Below are 24,496 nucleotides of genomic sequence, written 5' to 3'. Positions count from 1 at the left end.
AGTGTTAACGGTCTTCCTCAGAGCCTGTTGATACGCTGTTGACTTGGGTTTTATTGTCGCCTAATAGAACATGGTCAAATATCTGCCTAACGATATCGCCGACAGCAGGGCCTGCTCCACCATTTTCTAAAATAATGGCGACAGCAACGGTCGGTTTATCATAAGGAGCATAAGCAATCATTAATTTATGGTCACGTAAATGCTCGGCTAATTTGCTCGCATTATAGGTTTCGTAACTAAAGACCTGAGCCGTACCTGATTTAGCTGCTGCTTTGTAAGGAGTGCCAATAAAACTACGTCTACCCGTTCCGTTTGGTGCATTGGCCACACCGTACATACCTTGTTTGGCTAACTCCCAATAGCCTGAGTGAATATCGCCAATCTGCTTCGTCTCTTTATCTTCATAAGGCACCATCGCATTGCCTAGTTTTGTGCCATATAGCAGATGTGGCGTTTTAACTTGCCCATCATTGATAAGTGTCATGAGCGCTTTAGACATTTGAATTGGGGTCGCCGTCCAGTAACCTTGTCCAATACCAACTGGAATAGTATCCCCTTGATACCAAGGTTTCTTATAACGTTTTTGCTTCCATTCGCGGGTTGGCATAATCCCCGCCCTCTCTTCGGCAAGGTCGATCCCCGTATAATCACCAAAACCAAACCTACTCATCCAGTCGGATAGCCTATCAATCCCCATATCGTAGGCGACTTGGTAGAAGAACGTATCCGCAGATTCAATGATTGATTTAACCACATTTAATTTACCGTGCCCCCACCGTTTCCAATCACGGTAGCGTTTTTCGGAACCGGGGAGCTGCCACCAACCTGGGTCGAAAATGGTTGTGGAAGGTGTGATCACCTTTTCACTGAGGGCCGCAACAGAAATAAATGGCTTCACCGTTGAAGCGGGTGGATACAGCCCTTGTGTTGTTCGGTTGATCAGTGGCCTATCGGGGTTATTGAGTAGTGCCTGATAATCTTTATTTGAGATACCATTAACAAATAAATTCGAGTCATAACTTGGGTTAGAAACTAACGCTAATATTTCACCATTGCGAGGGTCTGTGACAACAACGGCAGCACGACTGGTTGTTAGTAATTTCTCAATATAAATTTGCAGTTCAAGATCGATAGTCAAATAGATATCGCGGCCTGCTTGAGGGGGTTGCTCATGTAATTGGCGAATCACTCGGCCACGGCTATTAACTTCAACCTCTTCATAGCCCGTTTTTCCATGCAACACATCTTCATAGTAGCGTTCGATACCTAATTTACCGATATCATGACTGGCGGCATAATTAGCAAGTTTTCCGTCTTTATCAAGGCGCTCAACATCTTTATCGTTAATTTTAGCCACATAACCAATGACATGGGTTAATGCAGAACCATAAGGGTAGGAACGACGTTGATAGCTCTTAACCTCAAGGCCTGGGAACCTATATTGATTGACGGCAAAACGTGCGACTTGCACTTCATTGAGCTGGGTTTTGAGAGGGATAGAAGTGAAGCGACGAGAACGTTTTCGCTCTTTTTCAAAGTTGGCGATATCTTCATCGGTTAGGCCGATGACATCACGTAGTTTATCGAGTGTCTCTTGGAGATCAGACACTTTTTCAGGCACGATTTCCAGTTGATAAAAAGTACTGTTTAAAGCGAGTTGAGTTCCGTTGCGGTCATAAATAATACCGCGACTAGGGGCAATGGGAACGAGTTTGATCCGATTATCATTCGATCTTGTTTGATAATCTTCATGGCGAACAACTTGTATATGATAAAGGTTAGTGACAAGAACAGCTGTTAATAGCACTATGACGCCAAAGGCAATTAATGCTCGGCGAATAAATAACATTGATTCAGCTGTATGGTCGCGAAAAGGGGTGCGTTGATTTTTCATCCCACTGCCATATTGAACATATTAAAAACTGACTACTCCCGATGATATGGGTGGTTAGTCGTAATACTCCACGCACGATACAGACTTTCTGCAACAAGCACTCTCACTAGAGGGTGGGGGAGTGTCAGTGGAGATAATGACCAACTTTGCATGGCAGCTTCTTTACAAGCAGGCGCAAGTCCTTCCGGGCCGCCGATCAGCAGGCTAACGTTGCGTCCATCTTGTTTCCAATTTTCAAGTTGGTTAGCGAGCTTGGGAGTATCCCATTTCTCACCCGGTATATCCAATGTGACAATCCGATTACCTTTGCCGACAGCTGCCAGCATTAGCTCACCTTCTTTTTCGAGAATACGTTTAATATCTGCGTTTTTTCCTCGTTTTCCCGCTGGAATCTCAATTAGCTCGAACGGCATATCTTTAGGAAAACGATGAAGATAATCCATAAAGCCGGTCTGAACCCAGTCCGGCATTTTTGTTCCTACAGCGATGAGTTGTAATTTCAAACTCAGCTCCAGAGTTTTTCAAGTTCATACATACGACGGCTTTCATCTTGCATGATATGAACAATCGCTTCACCCAGATCAACGACAATCCAATCGGAAATCCCTTGACCTTCAACGCCTAAAGGCTGTAAACCATTTTTACGGCAAGCTTCAATTAATCGATCCGCAACAGACATTAAATGACGGCTAGATGTGCCAGTGCAGATGATCATTTGGTCAGTGATACTCGATTTCCCATGCACATCGATCGAGATAATATCTTCAGCTTTTGCATCGTCAAGCTGATTAATAATAAATTGTTGGAGTTCAGTTCCTTGCAAAAGGTTCACCTTTTATTCTAATTATACTCAGCCACGACATAACCTAATCAGTTGTGTTTTGGTGGTCAAGCAAAGCCATTTGAATGAAACGAATAGCTTAGCGTTGCCAATACAGATACAACTTGACGCATGGCGGATATAACGACGTTAAACACTGTTTGTAATATACCTGTTAAGGTTTGAACATTTTACCCTAGATTTTCAGAAAAATCGGCTAAATTATTTTATATTCCTTATCGAGTGTGATTTATATGAATAACCAGCGCTTAGGGCAAGAGATTTGTACAAACTTTACAAAGCCATACAGGTAATAATCAGCAAGGTTTGTTTTAATTTAGCGAAATAAAAATAGATGGGAAATGATTATGTTTGATGTAGTTTTGTTTGGCGATATCGATTATCCCACAGAGGATATTATTCAACTAACCACCGAGCATATGAATTTACTGCCCGTGGGTGAGCTTTTGGATATGCCGCTTAAATATCACGGGGTGATTTGCAGTGAGGCTGTTCGCGCGCAGCTACTTGAGCACCTTCCTGAAAATACGCCTATATTAACGACCGTTGAATGGCAATGCCCTGAGCATCTTGATCGTTTCCTGATCCAGTTGCATACGGGACATCGTCTAGCTCAATTAAGCGGTCATTTGACTCATCATCAAGTGATTCGTTTTCATAGCAGGTATAAATATTTGTTAATGGCATATTCGCCCAAAGGCTATCAAACGACAGGAAAATTGGTTGCTAGCATACCAAAAGGGAGTGAATTAACGGGTTTTTATCGCCAGTATCGAACGCAATTACTCAGCATTTTAGCCACGACCCCCACACGGAAACGACAGGTGAATGCCATTTCGCATATACAAGGCTATTTTAAATATAAAGCGACCAAGGACGAAAAAACACGTTTAAGATGGCTAATTAACGATTACCAAGAAGGCTATTTGTCGATCAATAATCCGTTATCGATGATTTTACAATTGCTCACTCAGTATCCTGATAGCTATCTCAGTGAGCAATTTTATTTATCCCCTTACTCTGGATGTGAAAAAGTCAGAGCATTACATCAATTTTGATAGAGGTGCTGTTGTTTTATATAAGCCATCACCGCAGCGGGAATAAGGTTTTCATTTACATTGCCATTATTTAGATTATTACGGATTTCTGTCGCTGAAATATCCACTAATGGAGTATCACCAAGAAAAATATATCCATTTGGTGTTTGGCTTAGTTTATTGGTATCGTCTGTCTTGTGTTTGTTGAGCCATGCTTGCATTTGTGGTTCGCTAAAATTTGCGGCATAACCCGGACGTGAACAAACTAATAAATGACAATTATCCAACAGTTGTTCCCAACCATGCCATGTATTAATCGATAAGAGTGAATCTTGTCCAATAATAAAGGCTAATGGTTGCTCTGGGCCCATTTCTTTACGCAATGCGGTTAAGGTTTCTATGGTATAGGATGGACTATTACGCTCAAGTTCCCGCGTATCAATGGTAAAAAGTGGCTGATCTTGTATCGCTAAGCGCACCATTTCTAACCTTTGAGCTGGACTCGCTTCTGGTTGTGGTCGATGAGGGGGAACATGGTTGGGAAGTAAGATCACTTTTTGCAAGCCCACCTGTTTTGCCAGTGCTTCAACGGGGCGTAGATGGCCGTAATGTATTGGATCAAATGTCCCACCAAATAACGCTTGAAGGCCTTTGTGCTTAAAGGTCATGTATAAAACTCTCTGGTAAGGCTTTGGTACATATTAACATAGACAAGGATTGTAAATCTGGCCACACCGAGTGACTAAAGTCTTGTTTAGCATGTAGTTCTGCTTGGGTTAGCAAAAGAAGAGCCGATTGTAATTGATGTAAACTTAGCCGCTGTAATGCTGCCGTCAGTAATGGGCGGCGGTTTTGCCAAATTTTGTGTTGGTCAAATAAGGATTTTAATGATGCTGTCGCTGACTGGCGCTTTAAAGTCAGTAAAAGCATTAGTTCACGCTGGATAGCACGCAGTAAAATCACAGCCTCGGTATCTTCGCGTTGTAACTGCTCTAAGATATGCCAAGCACGGCGCGATTTACCCGCTAATAGTGCATCGACCCAATGATAAGGCGTAAAATGAGCTGCGTCATTGACCGCTGTTTCGACGCGTGGCAATGTTAACTTACCGTCGGGATAAAGTAATGATAGCCGCTCTAGGGCTTGAGCTAATGCCAGTAAATTCCCCTCATAACAGTAGCAAAGCAGTTGGTTCGCTTCTGTTTCTAAGGTTAGGTGCATAGTATTGGCGCGCTTAGCTACCCATTGCGGCAATCGTTGGTATTCAGGGGTTAAGCAACTGACATAGACACCTTCATTGCTTATAGCTTTAAACCAAGCGCTATTCTCTTGAGCTTTCGTGAGTTTTTGTCCACGCAGCAATAACAGAATATCAGGATGGAGTAATTGAGCTAGCTGAGTCAGCTTTTCAGCCATGGCAGCATTAGGCCCGTTTTCAGGCAAAATTAAGGTTAACGATTGGCGGCTGGCGAATAAACTGAGAGCCTGACAGAGGCTAAAAATTTCATCCCAATCAGTCTGTGGCTCAAGTGAGAAAGTAAAATGTTCTTCGAACCCCTGACTTTGGGCTGTTTTTCGAATCGCATCTTGGCTCTCTTGAATTAATAGGGGCTCATTGCCCCAGATTAAATAGCGGCCTTTCAGTGAATCTTGTAACTGAGAGGCCAGCTGTTCAGGATAGATACGGATCATTATGGCTCAACAACAGGGACTGTCGTTTTAGCGTTAGCCTTCTCAAGTTCTGCGGTATGAACGATTAACAGCTTACGTACTAACATACGTGCAGCTTGTTCACGCATTTCTTGTTTAACCAGTTCATTTTCAGCATCTTTTGCAAGAGCTTCTAATGGGTTATCAAAGAAGGTACGCTCAACTTGGGTTTGTAATGGATAAACTGAGCCATTTGGCATCATAACTTGCGCATTGAGAACGAAAGTTAATTGCTTCTCAGCGGCTTTACCATCCTGATAAATCGAGACGGTTTCCGTTTTTTCTGACGATCCCGTAATTTTTAAAATCGGGATATCAGCGCTGCCGTTTTCCACTAGCTTGACATTATTCAGCCTGAGTTGCTCCCTAACGGCTCTGGTTAGAGAGCTATAAGGTGCATTCGAACTTAACTGTAATGTTTTCAGCTCGTCAGGGATCTGTGTTGTTCCTTGAAGACGAAAACCACAGCCAGCGGTGACTAGCACCGACAGGCTCAGCAATAAAGTTATCAGATAGCGCACCTGGCCTCCTTATCAGCCAACAACCAAGTTGAGTAATTTACCTGGTACATAAATTACTTTACGGATAGTCACGCCTTCGAGATATTTCGAGACGCTATACTCATTTTTCGCCATATCTAAAACAAAATCTTGTTCGGCATCCGCAGGCACGGTGATACGTCCACGAACTTTACCATTAACTTGGATCACGACCAGCTTGGTATCATCAACCATGGCGTTTTCGTCAGCAATAGGCCAGCGAGCAAAATCGATATCCTCTTTGTGACCCAGTGCTTGCCACATTTCAAAGCAAGCATGTGGAATGATTGGCGACAACATCAAGGTAATGGCTTCCAGAGCTTCTTGAATTAATGCACGGTCTTGCTCTGTTTCTTGTGGTGCACGAACCAGTTTGTTCATGAACTCCATGATGGCAGCGATTGCCGTATTAAAGGCATAACGACGATCAAAGTCATCGGTGACTTTGGCAATCGTTTTATGTAAATCACGGCGTAAGTCTTTCTGCTCAGTCGTTAATGAATCAATATTCAGCGGTTGAGTGGCCCCTTTTTGTGAATGTTCGTGAACAAGACGCCATACACGACGGACGAAACGGTTTGCACCTTCGACGCTAGATTCTTGCCATTCAAGGGTTAACTCTGGTGGTGCTGCAAACATCATAAACAGTCGGACGGTATCTGCGCCATATTTTTCGACCATCAATTGTGGATCGATACCGTTATTTTTCGACTTAGACATTTTGCTCATGCCAGTGTAAACCAGCTCATGTCCTTCGTTATCAACCGCTTTGGTGATACGACCTTTATCATCGCGTTCAACAATCGCATCGGTAGGTGAAACCCAGACGCGCTGACCATCATTGCCGATATAGTAGAATGCATCTGCCAGTACCATGCCTTGGCATAGTAAGCGTTTTGCCGGTTCATCAGAGTTGACTAGACCTGCATCGCGCATCAATTTATGGAAGAAACGGAAATACATCAGATGCATGATCGCGTGTTCAATGCCGCCAATGTATTGGTCTACTGGCAACCAATAGTTTGCTGCTGCCGGATCCAACATGCCTTCGTCAAATTGTGGGCAGGTATAGCGTGCATAGTACCAAGATGATTCCATAAAGGTATCAAATGTATCTGTTTCACGTAGCGCTGGTTGACCGTTGATGGTTGTTTTTGCCCACTCAGGATCTGCTTTGATTGGGCTGGTGATACCATTCATTTCAACATCTTCAGGTAGAATAACCGGCAGTTGGTCTTCAGGAACAGGTACAACCGTGCCATCTTCTAATGTCGCCATCGGAATGGGGGCACCCCAATAACGTTGACGGGAAACGCCCCAGTCACGTAGGCGATAGTTCACTTTTCGTTGGCCAGCACCGATAGCCACTAACTTATCGGCAATCGCGTTGAACCCTGCTGTATTGTCGAGACCGCTAAATTCACCTGAGTTGATCAACGCATACTTTTCAGTCATCGCCTCTTGGGAGATATCTGGCTCATTGCCTTCTGCGTCAGCAATAACGGCTTTAAGTGGTAGGTGATATTTATGTGCAAATTCCCAGTCACGTTGGTCATGAGCTGGTACTGCCATCACTGCGCCTGTGCCGTATTCCATCAATACAAAGTTAGCCACCCAAATTGGCAATTTCTCTTGAGTTAGCGGATGGATAACATACAGGCCCGTTGCCATACCTTTTTTATCCATGGTTGCCATATCAGCTTCTGCTGTTTTGGTGTTGCGGCATTCATCGATAAAGTGAGCTAATTCTGCATTGTTTGCTGCGGCTTCTTGGGCTAATGGGTGACCTGCCGCAACGGCAACATAGGTGGCGCCCATAAAGGTATCTGGACGAGTTGTGTATACGGTTAGTTTGTCATCACGGTCGGCAACATTAAAGGTGATTTCAACCCCTTCAGAACGGCCAATCCAGTTACGTTGCATTGTTTTGACTTGTTCAGGCCAATCATCGAGTTTATCGAGGTCGTTCAACAATTCTTCAGCGTAATCGGTGATTTTGATAAACCACTGAGGGATTTCTTTGCGCTCTACGGGCGTATCACAGCGCCAGCAGCAGCCATCAATAACCTGTTCGTTCGCGAGAACAGTTAAATCGTGCGGACACCAGTTTACTGCGGAGGTTTTTTTATAAACTAAGCCTTTTTCATACAGCTTAGTAAAAAACCACTGTTCCCAACGATAGTATTCAGGCGTACAAGTGGTAACTTCACGATCCCAATCATAGCCAAACCCCAGCATTTTCAACTGGCCTTTCATGTAATCGATATTGGCATAGGTCCATGGTGCAGGAGCTGTATTGTTTTTTACAGCCGCGCCTTCTGCGGGTAAACCAAAAGCATCCCAACCAATAGGTTGTAAGACGTTTTTACCTAAAAGGCGTTGATAACGGGAGATAACATCACCCATAGTGTAGTTACGCACATGGCCCATGTGTAGTCGACCAGAAGGGTAAGGTAGCATGGACAGGCAGTAGTACTTCTCTTTGCTGTTGTCTTCTGTCACTTTAAATGTGGCTTTTTCATCCCAGTGACGCTGTACTTTAGGCTCTATATCTTCTGGACGATATTGTTCTTGCATGGCACCGATAATCCTATGGTGAATAAATGCTACTCAGTAGCGTTAATGTCTTTCTATAATTTAGATCCGCATAGCATAGCGGATCATACCCTAAAACAACAATAGTTGATTAGCTGAACCGGTGGGGGAAGCTGGATATTGTTTTTGGGGGGCGGAGTCAGAATATTTTATTCCGATGAGCATCAAACTTAACCAAAAAACAGTAAGATTGGTAGTGTTTTACGCAAAAAAAACTCAAAAATTAGCAAATATTGCCCAATATCTAGGGTGGCGTATTTATTCATTCTATTTTATTAGTGCTAAAGTGCAAAGATGCCCTAGAAACCAAATAAAGCATCAATAAATCAAATCAATGAAGAAAACCCATTTAATCTGTTTAACGACCTTAATCTATTGATTGCGTTTTTGCATATGCTATTAGGGAGAGAGTGATGATTGAAATCTACGCCCAGTACTATTGTGGTACAGTGAAATTTAAGGTTGCTTTGACAGATAGATACAACAGAGCAAAAAGATATCACTGCCTGCTTGCTGAAGATGTAGGGAGGCATCACTATTTTAGAAGAAAAAGATAAACGAACGGAATACGCGGTTAACACAAAGCAAACCGCCCATTTTTTTATTCAATTTGCGAAATTGATACTTTCCATCAACGACGTTCAAGCCCACAAGAATAAGGCGTAAGCGTGACTTGCACTGAAGGCGTCTCTCTTTTTGATTTGGCATCGTTTTGAGGGATGGAATATCGCCATCCGAAAGGTGGGGCAACTTATTTATAAAAGTAAACATGGTGCGTTAATGTTTATAATGTCTTATACCAAAATAATGCGACTTCATGCGCATTTTCCGTGCACAAATAGAGTGACTTATCATAACCATGAATGCGAAAACCGTGCTTGTAGTAGAATTTAGCGGCGGTGGTATTGGTGGATTGAGATTCTAATCTGATATGGGTTAAGCCATTATCGATTGCCCAAGCTTCAATTTTTTCGAGTAATTGTTTGGCGATACCTTTACCTCTATATGGCTCATCGATAGCCAATTCATCAAGTTGTGCCATGCCATTCCAACAAAGACTTGCACAGGCATAGCCAATAGTTTTATCACCCAATTTAGCAACATATAAAGCACTTAAACTCTCTTGTTCATTCAACCATTGCTCAGGAGAAAAATGATAATCCTTTAGGTAGGGCTTAATTGCTTTTTTCCTGTTGATATCCTCATAGGGATGGAGTAACTCATCGGTTATCATCACAGTAAAATGACAGCCCGAAATATCCAGAACAGCATCATCTTGCAAAGGGGTAATTGTTATTTGCTGAATATTTTTCATTATGGTTCTTAGATTATTAAATTGATATTAATTGGATTTCTAATCTATATCAGTATGTATTAGGGGGCAATAATCTTTGGATAAACAAAAATAGAAAGGGATAAGCGTGTCGTGCAGGGAGGAAGCCATAGAGAGACAGTCTCTCCCTATGGCTTGGAATAGGAATTAGTCACCACTAATGCAGTATTTTCGCGAGGAAATCTTTCGCTCTTTCTGATTTTGGATTAGCAAAAAAGTCTTCTTTTTTACTGTCTTCGACAATTTTACCTTCATCCATAAAAATCACACGGTTAGCGACTTTCTTAGCGAAACCCATTTCGTGGGTAACGACCATCATGGTCATACCCTCGTTGGCTAATTCGACCATAACATCAAGCACTTCATTGATCATTTCAGGGTCAAGTGCTGATGTCGGTTCATCAAATAGCATCGCTACAGGGTCCATACATAGAGCACGAGCGATCGCCACACGTTGTTGCTGACCACCGGAAAGCTGGGATGGAAATTTATTAGCATGGTTTGCCAACCCAACACGCTCTAACAATTTCAACCCTTTCGCTTCAGCCTCTTTTTTACTTCTATTTAGCACTTTAACTTGGGCAAGTGTTAAATTTTCGATAATAGATAGGTGAGGGAATAGCTCGAAATGTTGGAAGACCATACCCACTTTAGAACGTAGTTTTGCCAAATCAGTTTTTTTATCATTGACTTGGATACCATTTACAAAAATTTCACCCTGTTGAACGGGCTCAAGGCCATTCACCGTTTTTATTAATGTGGATTTACCAGAACCAGATGGCCCACAGACCACGACAACTTCACCTTTTTTGACTTCAGTTGTACAGTCAGTAAGTACCTGAAATTGGCCATACCATTTGGATATATTTTTCAGGGTAATCATGAAACAGTCCTTTTCTTAAGATAATTCACCAGCATTGAAGCGCCGAAACTGATAATAAAGTACACCAAGCCTGCAAACAATATCATTTCTACCTGTGTACCGTCGCGTTCGCCGATATTGGTGGCGGTACGGAAGAAATCCGTTAAGCTCAGCACATAGACTAATGATGAATCCTGAAATAGCACAATGCCTTGTGTTAATAACAGTGGGATCATAGCTTTGAAGGCTTGAGGTAGTATGACTAGCCTCATGGTTTGCATATTCGTCATACCGAGAGCCAATGCCGCAGAAGCTTGGCCTCGTGAAATACTTTGGATACCTGCTCGAATAATTTCAGAGTAATAGGCTGCTTCAAAAAGCGAGAAGGCTACCATTGCTGAAATTAAACGGATATCACTTTTTGGCGATATGCCTAGAACATTTTGGACTAAGTTAGGCACAATTAAATAGAACCACAATAACACCATGACTAATGGAATAGAGCGGAAGGTGTTCACGTACAGTGCCGCAAACCAGCTAATTGGTTTGAATGTCGAAAGTCGCATTACGGCAAGAACGGTTCCCCACAGTATCCCTACCACAATCGCTGTAATGGTGATTTTCGCTGTGATAATTAAGCCATCGAGTAAGAATGGCCAGCTTGGTACGATGGAGCTCCAATCAAATTCATAGAACATATTATCGCCCTCCTAATGTGCCAGGTAAGCGAACTTTACGCTCGAGCAAGGTCATTAACACCATAATAACGATATTGATGCCAACGTAGGCGAGGGTGATCGCGGTGAATGACTCCCAAGCATGTGCAGAGTAATCCAGCAATTTACCTGCCTGTGCCGCCATATCAACTAGGCCGATAGTTGAAGCAATGGCCGAGTTTTTGACTAGGTTAAGCATTTCAGACGTCATGGGTGGCAGAATAACTCGGTATGCGTTGGGTAACAGCACATAGCGATAAGTTTGTGGCAAAGTCAGTCCCATCGCGAGGCCGGCGTTTTTTTGTCCTCTTGGCAATGATTGGATAGCGGCTCTGACTTGTTCAGTCATACGAGCAGCAGTAAATAAACCAAGACACAGCGTAGAAGAGATAAAAAATTGATAGTTAGGATCTAAATCCATTTTAAACCAATCACCAATAGATTGAGGTAACAGCTCTGGGATCACTAAATACCAAGTGAAAAACTGTACAATCAAAGGCACATTGCGAAATAGCTCAACGTAAACAGTTCCCGTCATCGCGAGAAAGCGATTTGGAACAGTCCGTAAGATGCCAAAAAATGAACCGACGAGAAATGCGATGATCCAAGCACAGATGGAAAGTGCGACGGTAACTTCTAAGCCAGATAATAACCAACCTAAATAGGTGGTATTCCCAAATGGGGCTTCCTGTAGGAAAATCCCCCAATTCCAATCAATTGACATAATTCTACTTCCTGTGGGCAATTAGATTGACCCTACTACTGGTAAGAAAGTGCAAGGCGGGGAACGACCGCCTTGCAAATCTCACTTCAGTAACACCCTGTTTGTCTTTTTTATTTAGTTTAGAGCTTTGTCATTAGGTGATTTGAATAGTGTTTTCATTTCATCCGATAACGTGAATTTTAAGTTAAGATTTTTTGGTGGAATAGGTTGATTGAACCACTGGTTAAATGACTTCTCAGCGGTGCCATCTGTTTGTACTTTCGCGATAGTTTCATCGACCAGTGCTTTGAATTGAGGGTCATCTTTGCGCAGCATACAACCGTACGCTTCTTCAGACTGTGGTTTACCTACAATTTCCCAGATATCGGGTTTTTTCGCCTTCGCACGCTCACCTGCTAGTAATGCGTCATCCATCATAAAGGCAGCGGCACGGCCAGACTCCAGTGTACGGAAAGAGTCACCGTGGTCTTTTGCACTGATGATGCGCATCTTCATATTTTTTTCGTCATTAAGTTTATTGAGTAAAATTTCAGACGTTGTACCTGAAGTGACGACAACGTTTTTACCCGCGAGATCCGCAAAATCTTTGACTCCGGAGTCATTTTTAGTCAGTAGGCGAGTTCCTACAATGAAAATAGTATTTGAGAAAGCGGCTTGTTTTTGTCTTTCTAAATTATTGGTGGTTGAGCCACATTCAAAGTCATAGGTACCGTTTTGTAATAGAGGAATGCGGTTCTGTGATGTGATTGGAATGAGTTTAACTTCAAGATTAGGTTTATTAAGTTTCTTTTTGACCGCGTTAACAATCTCGTTGGAATAGTCTTGAGAATAACCAACCACCTTTTGGCTGTTATCGTAATAAGAGAATGGCACTGATGATTCACGGTGCCCGACAACAATGACACCATTGTCGTTAATTTTTTTTAGTGTACCGGTCAATTCTTCGGCTTGAACGGCACAGGTCGCACCTAACACCATCATAGATAATACAATCTTGCTCATACGCATAGTTACAGCTCCTTTCTGAGGTCGGGTATCTGTCTTGTTTGTTGTGCTTGCTGATGTCTCGTTGATTCAATTGGAGTCGCGATCATCGGCTGTATGTTTTTTTATTGTTAAAAACTAAATAAAAATGTTAAATAATGAAAACGAATTGTTTCAAAATCGGGAGCTGTCTCGCATATTATTTGGGCAGTTCCTAATTTGTTGCACTATTGCTGGGAAAAATGCGCTAAAAAAGCGAGTTATGCACCATTAGAGTGAAAAACAAGCTTATTTTTCGATGTCGTAAAGTTATAATGCATTTTACGTACCAGTTTTTAGAGAAAATGGATAAATCTGACGGGGATTTGTAAAGTTAGATTATGTTACTTGTGTAAGGACGTTTGCTGTGTAAGATGTAACCTTTAGTAAATTGGTTAAATTTTAATAGTGGATTAACTAATCTGTATTTAACAGTGTGCATTTCAGGACGAATAGATAGAGACACGCATGAACAGGCAACTTAAATTAGGCAAAGGATTAGTATTACTCGCCTGTCTGATGGTTTTACTTTGTATGAACCAAAGAGCCCTCGGAGAGCGTCTTTTCGCCCATTTTTCGCCTCAATCCCCTGTTATACAGCTGCAACAGAATGCACCGTCAGCTATTTTCCAAACCCCACAAATAGACGATAAAGGCTCTCACCTGTCTACCTGTGAGTTGAGTGCAAAATCCCTATTAACATTAACGCCAGCGGTTATTGAACCCTTTTTCTTTTTATTTCTATCAATCGCTGCATTAAGTCTTTTTTGCTCTAATCTATTCTCACGTCGAACAAATCGTGAAGATAAGCACCCACCACCTAAAGTTAGACTTCATCTACAATATTGTAATCTTCGAGATTAGAACACCATTGCGTTCGGCATGTTGGTGTTTTTTATTCTGGAGGAATTATGCGTTTTTTTATTAATGCGTTAATTATTTTGTCTGCTCTTTTATCTGGCATGATACATGCTGCGGATACTGGCTGGTTGACAGATAAACATAATGATCACGCAAAAGTACGTTTTTTAAGCGCTTCTCAAAAAGATGGGAAAGTGGCTTTATTATTGGATGTCCAACTACAGGATGGGTGGAAAACGTATTGGCGTTCTCCAGGAGAAGGGGGGATAGCCCCTGAGATCAATTGGCAATCACTTATCAAGAATATGGAGTGGCAGTGGCCAGCTCCAGGGCGTTTTGATGTCGCAGGGATTTCAACGCAGGGCTATATGGGGGATGTTGTTTTCCCTATTATTGTCGATGTGGATGAAAAGCTTAATAAACTTTCGGGTGTGTTAACGCTATCGACTTGTAGTAATGTCTGCATCTTAACGGATTACCCTTTTGAGCTTGATTTAACCGAGCCTGCGCCTTCAAACTTTGAATGGGCGTTTAATCAAGCGATGGGGAGTGTTCCGCCATCCAAAGGCTTAGTGAAAGATCCGACAGTTGGATTCACTGGCGATAAATTAGTGATTGAGCTGCAAAAGGCCTCTGGGGAACCTTGGCGTCACAACGCTGGGATCTTCACTGACACACCAGAAGGAACAACGTTAGGCGTTCCGAAGGTGAGTGTTGCGGATGGAAAATTGACCGCGACGATTGACGTCAGTGATGACTGGGGAGATAAAGCACCTGATCTTACAGGAAAAAATATCTCTTTTGTTGTCACAGAGGGTGAACTCTCACAACAAATTGATGTACCCGCTACGCCTTTTTCAGGGGTAATTAATCAAGGAAATAGCGGGCAGGCTATTCCACTGTGGCAGATCCTCGCCTTTGCCTTGCTGGGTGGTTTGATTTTAAACCTGATGCCTTGTGTATTGCCTGTTCTTGCCATGAAACTCGGTTCAGTTTTAATGGTGCCGCAAGGTGAACAAAAAACTATCCGCCGGCAGTTCCTCCTATCGTCCTCGGGGATCCTTGTATCCTTCTGGTTACTCGCGTTGTTAATGACGTTATTACGGGTAGGTCAGCAAGCCGTAGGCTGGGGGATCCAGTTCCAAAATCCTTGGTTTATCGGGTTTATGGTCTTAATCACCGGAATCTTCACGGCTAACTTGTTTGGTTTGTTCGAAATCCACTTAGGCAGTAAGGCGAACACGCGTTTAGCAACTGCGGGGGGACAGGGTAATCGTGGACATTTCTGGCAAGGGGTATTTGCGACGTTACTTGCTACGCCATGCTCCGCACCATTTTTGGGCACAGCAGTGGCATTTGCATTGGCGGCACCTATCGAAGAGTTGTGGCTTGTCTTCACTGCGCTTGGTTTAGGAATGAGTTTGCCTTGGCTACTGATCGCTGCTTTCCCTGCGATTTCACGTCTACTACCTAAGCCTGGCGCGTGGATGAATAAACTTAGAATCATCCTTGGTATGATGATGCTGTTGTCATGCTTATGGTTGATCAGTTTGCTGATCCCGCATTTCGGTGAAATAGCTGCATTAATAATCGCTATTGTCTTTTTATTATTACTAGTTGCATTTATTTGGAAAAAATACAGTTTACGAGCGGCATCTGTCGCATTTGTATTGTTTGCGTTGCTCGCGGCTGGGTTCGCTTGGGTGACCATGGAACAAACCACGGGTAGCCGCAATATTGTACAAGATAATGTGAATTGGCAGCCTTTAAGTGAAGAGGCGATAACACAAGCCCTGTCAGAAAATAAGCGTGTGTTCATCGATGTAACTGCTGATTGGTGTGTGACCTGTAAGGCAAATAAATATAATGTATTGTTGAGAGATGATGTACAGCAATTATTAAACGAGCCAGATGTTGTGGCATTAAGAGGGGATTGGACTAAACCCTCACCTGAAATTACCGCGTTTTTACAAAAGCGTGGGCAAGTGGCCGTACCATTTAACCAAATTTATGGCCCTAAGTTGGCAGAGGGTGAAATACTGTCAACAATACTTGATCGTGACGTTTTATTATCAATTATGAATGAGGCCAAAGGAGCCGAAAAATGAAAAAAACGATTGTAGCTGTCCTGTTTTCATCGCTAGTGTTTGGTGCAACTGCTCATGCGGCTCCATTAACAGCAGACCAAGAAGCGCAAGTTCGCAAACTGGTACGTGATACGTTGGTTGAAAATCCTGAAATACTAGAAGAAGCGATTGTTGCGTTGCAAGCTAAACAAGGCGAAAAGCAGCAAGCGCAGATGAAAGAAACCCTTAAAGCTGAGCATGATAAGCTGTTTAATGACCCTGCAAGCCCTCGTATCGGTGCTAAAGACGCTAAATTAGTTTTAGTTAACTTTACCGATTATAACTGTCCATTCTGTAAGCGTTTTGACCCTCAGTTAGAAGAGATAGTGAAGAAATACCCAGATGTTGCGGTGGTGATAAAGCCACTACCATTTAAAGGTAAAACGTCTGTTGAATCTTCACAATTAGCGCTGACATTGTGGGAAAAAGATCCAAAAGCATTCCAAGCCTTGCATCAAAAATTTATGCAAAAACAAGGAATGTTAACGGATGAAAACATTAAGCAAGCATTGAAGGCAACGGGTAACGAGAAACTGGTTGCTAATGATAAGAGCATGGAGACTATCCGTACGAATATGATATTGGCTGAAAAACTGGGGGTTAATGGGACACCTGCAACTCTAGTTGGCGATGAAATGATCCCAGGAGCTATTGATACTCAACAACTGGAAGCAATTGTTAAAGCGCAATTAGAAAAAGTTAAGTAAGGAAAATATGGCTAGACTGAGAAAGTGGTCAAAAGAAATTATTGGTTTGGTGGTGATTCTGTTCATCGTCTTTACGGTAATGGATTTTTGGCGAAAACCTGAAAGCCTAGCTCCCGTTTTGCTTGAGCCACAAATGCTTGCAACAGGCGATAGTGTCTCGTTAGCAGAATTAAGCAAAAAACAGCCTGTTTTGGTTTATTTTTGGGCAACTTGGTGTGGGATGTGTAAAATCACCTCACCGACTGTTGCTGATATAGCCAAATCAGGTGTTCCTGTTATTTCTGTTGCGATACGTTCAGGTGATAGCCAACGCTTGTTGGTGGGAATGGAAAAAAAGGACCTTAATTTTCCTGTCATTAATGACATGAATGGGCAACTCGCTAATGCCGTTGGTATAAGTGCTACGCCGACATTTATGATTATTGATAAAGGTGAAATGGTCAGTTTTACCAGTGGCTACACTAGCTATTGGGGACTTAAAGCACGCCTGTGGATGGCTTCTTTTTAATGAATGTCTTCGTTAGAAGGTTTGACAGTGTTATCAAATTTGCGTGAGGGATTAGGCTGAGCGATATACGTCGTTGCAAAGAAGCATTGTATAAGTGAATTTAAAACGTGTTAACGCGATTTGGAGCGTATTATTTTTTACGTTAGTGAGCGCGGTTATCAGCTTAAAAATATTACTTTACTATGCCCTTAATTTATATAGACGTATCGCTCTTATCCCAAACGGCTAATACATCATGGTGTGACTCATTATCAAATTAGCCTTTCTTGATTCAATCTAAGTAAGGCTTTTTTATCCTTAAATGGCGCATTAAGCTTAGCTGAGGGGCTTGAAAAGCCTACTGTTACAATGCTTTTCTCGTGTTCTATAATGGTATTTTGGGTACGTTTGCTTATCGCCTATATTGACGTTGTTATCTCACGTCTCCACGTAACTTATCTTTTTTTGATTAAACCGGTAATAGCATCACTCTGTTAGGAATGCTTATCTGTTTTTATGGTTACTATTTGGCAAGATAAGGTGTTTAATGATAATAGATAAATGACTATTTTTAATATTGATAAAAATACATGCTCGATAAATAATCGAGTAATGAATTAAAATGCTTTTGATAAGTTAATATTTGTCGGGGCGACTTTAATTAATCAGAATTAGAGAATGTTACAGATTTAATTTGGTTAGACATTATGAGTATTAATCGAAAAGGAATTGAGTAATTTAACTTTATTTTGAATAAACAAATTCAGTATGGGTAAATCGAAAATCTAAATAAGAAAGTCATGGTGGAATTTTAACAGGGTAGTCGTTCTTAATGAGAGCGCAAACTGCATAAAGATAAAAAACAAAATGAAAATAAAAAACATTGTCTTTTTTGATTTTATTTAATTTAAATTTTACCAACTTATACTATTGTTAATGGTGCAAGTTAAATATTAATTTAAAAAAGGAATGTAAGATGACTAATATTGTTAAAAATATATATTCGATTTCTGGTACTTCTTCTGAGGGAATCGTGGTTGAATTTAGTTACCAAAAAATGGATGGTAGTGAGTTCTTATCACCACCTATTAAAGGTGATCTCAAATTTCTTGGTGGATCCGCAGAGGTATTTATGGCGTACTGGAACTATTATACAGAGTGTAAACTAAACTCAAAACCAGCAGATAAAATGGAATTGGAAATTATATTCCTTCCACCTAATGAAAATGTACCGAGTAACACGGTTGGTATTGCTATTTGTCGATATAAATAAGCACTATTATCATTTTAAAAAATAATTAATTGATGATGACTACTTTTATTAAACAAGTCTTCTAGTCTTGGGGAAGTAGTCATCATTACTCGATAAGAATAAAAAATAAGGTTATAGCTTATTAAGCTGAGTGAGAAAAATGCTTTAATTTAAAAAATGCCATATTAGATGATGTTATTTGCGGATGAATGATGCGGAGGGGAATAGAACGCATTTTTATATTGAGTATGTCACTATTTTTAATAAAAAATGAATATGGCATAATAAACTCATTTGCAAATTAATTTTCTCGTGAGCGATATCATTTTTGCAATGATTTGAGCGACCAGAGCCAATCAATTAATGAACTGGGATATATCATCATATTTATCGATGTATGACAGTATAGTGTTTGGTAATATAAAACCCTGTATTAAAAATACACACAAGGTTTTATAGTATTAAGATTAAAACTCCAAATTACGGATAAAACGGTAATCTGCTGATTCCGGTTTTAGACGATATAAGTTTGCTGGTCTACCTGTTTCTTGGCGTTTCTCTCCGGTATCAATTAATAAGTCGGCTTGTTCTAAGCGACGACGAAAAGATTTTTTTTGCAGTGTTTTACCAATGAGAACTTCATGAACGCGTTGCAATTCTGTCAGTGTGAAAACGTCAGGTAAGGCAAACCCTGGCACAATTGAATATAGCGATTTTTGTTTTAATCGTTCACGTGCTTGTCGATAGAGTTCACTATGGTCAAAGGCCAGTGGCATATTTTCAATTTCGTCAATTGTCACCCATTTAGCCGACTCAACACTATCAATATCGTGTTGGCATGCTTGATAGGCGATAAGAGCGGTATAACAAACCGTTACTGACCAGCCTCGTTTATCTCGGCTATCATTACCAATAGTGCAGAGTTGTTCTATGTAAGGTGGGATGACCCCCGTTTTTTCTTTCAGCTTGCGTAAAATAGCGTGTTCAAGTGTTTTGTCTTGAGTTTCATCAATAAACCCGCCAGGTAATCCCCACATCCCCTTATCCGGATAATTCGCGCGTTCAACAATCAATACTTTCAGCGTTTCTTCATGGTAGGTAAACAGGACGCCATCCACAGTGACAAGCGGGGAAAGATAGGCGTTTCTGTCATATTTAGCTAAATATTCTTGTTCATTCATAGTGTTATGACCATAAAAGCAGATTTATGTTGATGGTAATGATGATACGTTAAAATTTTCTTTGTGTCATTAAGACACTTATTGCTTGACAGGTTAGTGTCTATAGGACAATAATCTATTATTGTCACAAGGACACTAAAGAGGTTAACTATGTTTAATATTAATTATTTCAAGGCCGATTCTTCGAGTTTTATTATCAAATCAGTCAATGGCAAAGTGATTAAGCAAGGTAAGGGGCTCAGTTTTTGGTATAACTCTGCGACAACATCCATTTCTGTATTACCACTGAATGCACTTGAAGCGCCATTTATTTTTAATATGCAATCTGCTGATTTTCAAAGTTTACGGATTCAGGGGCAGGTTTCATTTCAAATTAGGTATCCTGAAAAAACGGCGGATGTGCTCAACTATAATCTTGCTCAAGATGGTCAGTCTTATGCCTCTGAAGATCCTCTAAAGCTCAGTGATAGAATCGTTCGTAGTGTACAAACGCTCATCCAAGCCAAAATTCAACGCACTTCAATGCGTGATGCATTGTTGATGGGGCAAACATTAGTTTCTGAAGTAACTCATCAGTTGGCTGTCCATGATGCATTGGCAACATTAGGAATCGAGGTTCTGGATATTTCGATAAGCGCAATTACCCCTTCACCAGAGACTTTAAAAGCGCTTGAAGCAGAGGCTAGAGAGTCAATTCTTAAAGAAGCCGACGATGCTATTTACGCTAGACGTAAATTTTCTGTTGAACAAGAACGCATGCTGAAAGAGGCTGAACTTGAAACAGACTTGTCTATTCAAAACAAGCAGCAACAAATTGAAGAGGCACGCTTAGAAAATGAACGTACTCTATTGCGTGAAAGCGCTGAACTCGAACAAGAAAGATTGGCTGCCAAAGTTAATGAAGAAGCTAAACGCAATGAGCTGGTGGCTTTAAGCGTTGAAAATCAACGCATTCAATCCGATGCCGATGCGTATGCTATCCAAGCAAAAATGAAGGCTTATCGAGAACTCCCCGTGGAAAACTTAAAAGCAATGGCGTTGGCAAAAATGAATCCAGAGCAATTAATGGCAATGGCATTCGAGTCATTAGCGTTAAATGCGGGAAAAATTGGTGAGTTAAATATTTCGCCTGATCTATTTAGCCAAATAGTTAAAAAGGGCGCTAAACATGCATAGATTAGATGATGTTCGCTTTGTTTTGATTATGCGCAAAACGCGTATGCAGGAGTTGATTGAACGTTTTAATACATGGTCACAAGCCAAGTTTTATTTAGAACACAATCATGTTGAGGTCAATGATTATCTGGAAGAGCATAATCGGTATCTGAAGCAATTAACTGAGGCTGAAGCGATTCTTAGGTCATTGGGGCGATTCCAACTATTAGAACGCTCATTGCTGCCAAGCTATCAGTTTTCTCATCGTGATATTGTGATTGTCATAGGGCAGGATGGATTGGTTGCAAATGCATTGAAATATTTAAATGGTCAGCCTGTCATTGCAGTAAATCCAGACCCTACTCGCTGGGATGGTAAGTTATTGCCCTTTGAGATTAGTCAGCTTCGAGAAACCGTTTTAAAGACATTAAAAGAAAAGATGCCGAGTAAATCCATTACGTTTGCGCAGGCGACAACCAACGATGGACAGACATTATTAGCCGTGAATGATCTTTTTATTGGTCCTAAGAGTCACACATCTGCTCGTTATAAACTTAACTGGAATGGTCAGCATGAATTTCAATCTTCATCTGGCATCATTGTTTCCACAGGATTAGGTTCAACCGGGTGGTTCCAGTCTATTTTAGCGGGCGCTTTAGCTGTGATGGGGGAGACCTCTCATCCTTTATCTCAAGGATTTTCTTGGGAGGAAAGTAAATTACAATTTAGTGTTAGGGAGCCTTTTCCGAGCAAAACTACAGGGGTTAAATTGGTTTTCGGTGCCATTGATAGCCATTCACCTCTTCAGCTGGAATCACTTATGCCAGAAAATGGCATCATTTTTTCAGATGGGATTGAGGACGATTATTTGCATTTCAACTCGGGCTGCATTGCCTCTATTGGTATTGCAAAGGTAAAAGGGCAATTGATTGGTTAAATGCTTAGTAATAAACAAGTTAAATAATAACCCCAGTAGTTTTACTTGGCATACTATTGGGGTTGATTATTATTTATTTGAATTGTTTTTTGGCCGGCGATCTAATGACAGCGCGATGAATATAAATATGACAACCACTCCCCACATAGGCCAATTACTCCAGCGCGCATACGGCGTTAAACCTGTGGTTGGAATAATTGATGTCGATAGTGTTGCTGCTTTAAATTGAGGTAATTCAGCTTGAACAGTTCCGTCTGCACGAATAACGGCGGTGACACCATTATTGGTGGCGCGTAATAGCGGGCGCCCAAGCTCTAAGGCTCTCATGCGTGCCATTTGGAAATGCTGCCATGGACCGATCGATTTACCAAACCATGCATCATTAGAAATGGTGAGCAGGTAATCGCTATCAGGTTGAAAGTTATCGCGAACCTGTGTACCTAGAATAATTTCATAGCAAATTGCAGCAGTCAGATGCATATTACCAACCGCAAGTTGAGCTTGCTGATAATCACCACGACTAAAACCAGACATTGGTAGGTTAAAGAAAGGTGCGATAGGGCGTAAAATATCTTCTAGTGGAACAAACTCACCAAATGGAACTAAGTGGTGTTTGTTGTAGCGATTTTGGGACGGATATAGGTAAGGTTTTTTATCACCTAATACTATGATTGTATTGTAAAACTCATACTCACCATCAATAGGTCGAGCATCGACAATCCCCGTGATGAGCCGAGTATTTGATTCTGCCAGCACTTTATCCAGTGATTTTAACCAAGATTGGTTATCAAGCTCAACGGACGGAACCGCTGATTCAGGCCAGATAATTAATGAGGCTTTGCCGATATACGGGCTAGATAGCTTAAGATAGGTATCTTTAATTTGTTGTAAGTAGCTTGCTTCCCATTTCATTGCCTGTGGGATATTTCCTTGAACTAAAGCGACGTCGGTCGCTTTTGATTCTAATGGGGTATACCACTGAAGATTTTTAAGCGCAAAAGGCGCAAAAAGTAGTACCGCCGCAATGGCAAGTACACTAAAACGACGACGCACGAGAGATAAAACAATCAATCCACTAATACTAAACAGTATTAAGGTAATCATTTCCACGCCGAAAATAGGGGCAAGCGCTTTCAATGGACCGTCGATTTGGCTGTAACCAAATTGTAGCCATGGAAAACCTGTAAGAACCCAGCCACGGAGAAATTCAGTAAGCTGCCAAATTGCAGGGGCTGCAAATACGAGTCGCCATACATTTGCTGTTGGAAAAAATCGACTGAGTAGATAACCAAACAGCCCTGTGTATAAAGAAAGGTATGCGGCGAGCAATATAACGAGAAAAACGTTGACGGCTTCCGGCATACCGCCAAAGTCAGCAATACTGACATAAACCCAATTAACACCTGAGCCAAATAGGCCAAAGCCCCAGACAAAGGCAATTGCAAAGGATTGTTTGGCAGTGCGATGTAAGGTTAATAATTGGAGAAAGAGAATCGACAGGAGTGCCGCAGGCCATAAATCAAAAGGCGAAAAAGCCAGTGTACCACTGGCTCCGAAAATTAAAGCCAGTAGCAGGCGTAACCACTGACTTTGATAGGATGGCGCTAAGTTCATTAACTCTTTTCTTCATCTAAGGTTGGGACGGGAGCGCCATTAGGAATTTTTACATGCAGTAAAATAATCCGACGGCTATCCGCCATTGCAACTTTAAATTGATAGCCATCTATCGTGATAGTTTCACCTCGTGATGGCAAATGGCCGAAGGCTTGCATAACTAGGCCGCCGACAGTATCAACTTCATCGTCACTAAAGTTAGTGTCAAACGCGTCATTGAAGTCTTCAATTTGGGTCAACGCTCTTACTGAATAGGAGTGCTGACTGAGTTGACGAATATCAACATCGTCTTCATCATCATACTCATCTTCAATTTCCCCAACAATAAGCTCTAAGATATCTTCAATGGTAACAAGTCCAGAAACACCGCCAAATTCATCAATAACAATGGCCATATGGTAGCGTTGTGAACGGAACTCTTTTAACAAGCGGTCGACCCTTTTACTTTCAGGGACAACAACAGCTTGGCGCAACACTTTGTCAATACTGAATGGCTCGGCATCGGTACGCATGAATGGCAATAAATCTTTTGCCATTAATAGCCCTTCAATATGATCTTTGTCTTCACTGATAACAGGAAAACGAGAGTGTGCGGAATCGATGATGACATCAAGGCACTCATCCAGCGTTTGATTTCGTTTTAACGTCACAATCTGGGAACGCGGGATCATAATGTCACGTACCCGCTGATCGGCAATATCCATGACGCCTTCTAGCATGTCACGAGTATCTGGATCGATAAGGTCATTCTGCTGAGAATCACGGATCAGCTCGACCAAGTCATCACGGTTTTTAGGTTCACCATGGAAGAGGTGGTTTAATAGTGCAAAGAACCCTTTCTTAGGGCCAGGGTTGTCACTACTCGAAGAGTTATCGTCGCTCATGGCGTTTAATTAATTATT

23 protein-coding genes are annotated in these 24,496 nt (G+C 41.5%); 8 read left to right on the top strand and 15 right to left on the bottom strand.

Annotated features, from left to right (window positions below):
- Positions 1-4: 4 nt before the first annotated feature.
- Genes mrdA through rsfS form a run of 3 tightly spaced genes read right to left on the bottom strand, consistent with a single transcriptional unit; the run spans position 5 to position 2,726 of the window.
- A complete protein-coding gene (gene mrdA, locus G3341_RS15280; RefSeq protein ID WP_154622617.1) occupies positions 5-1,894 on the bottom strand; it encodes a peptidoglycan DD-transpeptidase MrdA in 1,890 nt (629 codons plus the stop codon).
- A 32-nt stretch (positions 1,895-1,926) separates the two neighbouring features.
- Complete coding sequence (gene rlmH / locus G3341_RS15275) at positions 1,927-2,397, bottom strand: 23S rRNA (pseudouridine(1915)-N(3))-methyltransferase RlmH (protein WP_004917624.1); 471 nt, start codon at positions 2,395-2,397, stop codon at positions 1,927-1,929.
- A 2-nt stretch (positions 2,398-2,399) separates the two neighbouring features.
- On the bottom strand, positions 2,400-2,726 hold the full coding sequence (rsfS, locus tag G3341_RS15270; RefSeq protein WP_163862811.1) for a ribosome silencing factor: 327 nt from the start codon (positions 2,724-2,726) through the stop codon (positions 2,400-2,402).
- 356 nt (positions 2,727-3,082) lie between these two features.
- Here rsfS and G3341_RS15265 point away from each other — a divergent pair, with 356 nt between their 5' ends.
- Positions 3,083-3,793: a YbgA family protein gene (locus tag G3341_RS15265; protein WP_163862810.1), complete on the top strand. Its 711-nt coding sequence runs from the start codon at positions 3,083-3,085 to the stop codon at positions 3,791-3,793.
- On the opposite strand, the gene nadD is transcribed toward G3341_RS15265, so the two are convergent.
- The 9 genes from nadD to G3341_RS15220 all read right to left on the bottom strand — a co-directional run bounded on the left by nadD (position 3,784) and on the right by G3341_RS15220 (position 13,259).
- Positions 3,784-4,440, bottom strand: a complete 657-nt coding sequence (nadD, locus tag G3341_RS15260) for a nicotinate-nucleotide adenylyltransferase (RefSeq protein ID WP_154622621.1) — start codon at positions 4,438-4,440, stop codon at positions 3,784-3,786. The genes G3341_RS15265 and nadD overlap by 10 nt on opposite strands.
- Complete coding sequence (holA, locus tag G3341_RS15255; protein ID WP_163862808.1) at positions 4,430-5,464, bottom strand: DNA polymerase III subunit delta; 1,035 nt, start codon at positions 5,462-5,464, stop codon at positions 4,430-4,432. The genes nadD and holA overlap by 11 nt, the downstream gene beginning before the upstream one ends.
- The gene (gene lptE / locus G3341_RS15250) at positions 5,464-6,003 is read right to left on the bottom strand and encodes an LPS assembly lipoprotein LptE (RefSeq protein WP_163862806.1); all 540 of its coding nucleotides are present in this window, start codon (positions 6,001-6,003) and stop codon (positions 5,464-5,466) included. Before lptE ends, holA begins: the two co-directional genes overlap by 1 nt.
- Before the next feature lie 12 nt (positions 6,004-6,015).
- On the bottom strand, positions 6,016-8,598 hold the full coding sequence (leuS, locus tag G3341_RS15245; protein ID WP_163862804.1) for a leucine--tRNA ligase: 2,583 nt from the start codon (positions 8,596-8,598) through the stop codon (positions 6,016-6,018).
- Positions 8,599-9,400: 802 nt separating this feature from the next.
- Positions 9,401-9,931, bottom strand: coding sequence for a GNAT family N-acetyltransferase (locus G3341_RS15240; RefSeq protein WP_154622624.1), 531 nt, complete (start codon positions 9,929-9,931; stop codon positions 9,401-9,403).
- 175 nt (positions 9,932-10,106) lie between these two features.
- Complete coding sequence (locus G3341_RS15235; protein WP_154622625.1) at positions 10,107-10,832, bottom strand: amino acid ABC transporter ATP-binding protein; 726 nt, start codon at positions 10,830-10,832, stop codon at positions 10,107-10,109.
- The gene (gltK, locus tag G3341_RS15230; protein ID WP_154622626.1) at positions 10,829-11,509 is read right to left on the bottom strand and encodes a glutamate/aspartate ABC transporter permease GltK; all 681 of its coding nucleotides are present in this window, start codon (positions 11,507-11,509) and stop codon (positions 10,829-10,831) included. Before gltK ends, G3341_RS15235 begins: the two co-directional genes overlap by 4 nt.
- A 1-nt stretch (position 11,510) precedes the next feature.
- Positions 11,511-12,251, bottom strand: coding sequence for an amino acid ABC transporter permease (locus tag G3341_RS15225; protein ID WP_154622627.1), 741 nt, complete (start codon positions 12,249-12,251; stop codon positions 11,511-11,513).
- A 114-nt stretch (positions 12,252-12,365) separates the two neighbouring features.
- Positions 12,366-13,259 (bottom strand): glutamate/aspartate ABC transporter substrate-binding protein, encoded by an 894-nt coding sequence (locus G3341_RS15220; protein WP_154622628.1) that lies wholly within the window; start codon positions 13,257-13,259, stop codon positions 12,366-12,368.
- Positions 13,260-13,742: 483 nt separating this feature from the next.
- Between G3341_RS15220 and G3341_RS15215 the strand changes: the two genes are divergently transcribed.
- The 5 genes from G3341_RS15215 (at position 13,743) to G3341_RS15195 (ending at position 18,728) form a co-directional block, all read left to right on the top strand.
- Positions 13,743-14,138 (top strand): metal resistance protein, encoded by a 396-nt coding sequence (locus G3341_RS15215; protein WP_154622629.1) that lies wholly within the window; start codon positions 13,743-13,745, stop codon positions 14,136-14,138.
- A 47-nt stretch (positions 14,139-14,185) separates the two neighbouring features.
- Positions 14,186-16,243 carry a protein-disulfide reductase DsbD family protein gene (locus tag G3341_RS15210; protein ID WP_163862801.1) on the top strand — a complete coding sequence of 686 codons (2,058 nt, stop codon included), beginning with the start codon at positions 14,186-14,188 and terminating at the stop codon, positions 16,241-16,243.
- A complete protein-coding gene (locus G3341_RS15205; protein ID WP_163862799.1) occupies positions 16,240-16,968 on the top strand; it encodes a DsbA family protein in 729 nt (242 codons plus the stop codon). The genes G3341_RS15210 and G3341_RS15205 overlap by 4 nt, the downstream gene beginning before the upstream one ends.
- A 7-nt stretch (positions 16,969-16,975) precedes the next feature.
- Positions 16,976-17,476, top strand: a complete 501-nt coding sequence (locus G3341_RS15200) for a protein disulfide oxidoreductase (protein ID WP_163862797.1) — start codon at positions 16,976-16,978, stop codon at positions 17,474-17,476.
- Positions 17,477-18,431: 955 nt separating this feature from the next.
- Entirely contained in the window at positions 18,432-18,728 is a 297-nt protein-coding gene (locus G3341_RS15195; protein WP_154635680.1) for a hypothetical protein, read from the top strand.
- Positions 18,729-19,174: 446 nt separating this feature from the next.
- Here the strand turns inward: G3341_RS15195 and G3341_RS15190 are convergent, their stop codons facing one another.
- Positions 19,175-19,888 (bottom strand): NUDIX hydrolase, encoded by a 714-nt coding sequence (locus G3341_RS15190; RefSeq protein ID WP_163862795.1) that lies wholly within the window; start codon positions 19,886-19,888, stop codon positions 19,175-19,177.
- A gap of 150 nt (positions 19,889-20,038) precedes the next feature.
- On the opposite strand from G3341_RS15190, the gene G3341_RS15185 reads away from it, so the two are divergent.
- Positions 20,039-21,064 (top strand): SPFH domain-containing protein, encoded by a 1,026-nt coding sequence (locus G3341_RS15185; RefSeq protein WP_163862793.1) that lies wholly within the window; start codon positions 20,039-20,041, stop codon positions 21,062-21,064.
- Entirely contained in the window at positions 21,057-21,980 is a 924-nt protein-coding gene (locus G3341_RS15180; protein WP_163862791.1) for a sugar kinase, read from the top strand. The genes G3341_RS15185 and G3341_RS15180 overlap by 8 nt, the downstream gene beginning before the upstream one ends.
- A 69-nt stretch (positions 21,981-22,049) precedes the next feature.
- Here G3341_RS15180 and lnt read toward each other — a convergent pair whose 3' ends face one another.
- On the bottom strand, positions 22,050-23,594 hold the full coding sequence (lnt, locus tag G3341_RS15175) for an apolipoprotein N-acyltransferase (RefSeq protein ID WP_154625085.1): 1,545 nt from the start codon (positions 23,592-23,594) through the stop codon (positions 22,050-22,052).
- Positions 23,594-24,478 (bottom strand): CNNM family magnesium/cobalt transport protein CorC, encoded by an 885-nt coding sequence (gene corC / locus G3341_RS15170; RefSeq protein ID WP_154625084.1) that lies wholly within the window; start codon positions 24,476-24,478, stop codon positions 23,594-23,596. Before corC ends, lnt begins: the two co-directional genes overlap by 1 nt.
- Positions 24,479-24,496: the final 18 nt, after the last annotated feature.

The organism is Providencia vermicola, from assembly GCF_010748935.1.
GTDB classification, from domain to species: domain Bacteria; phylum Pseudomonadota; class Gammaproteobacteria; order Enterobacterales; family Enterobacteriaceae; genus Providencia; species Providencia zhejiangensis.
This window is presented reverse-complemented; position numbering and strand designations above follow the sequence as displayed.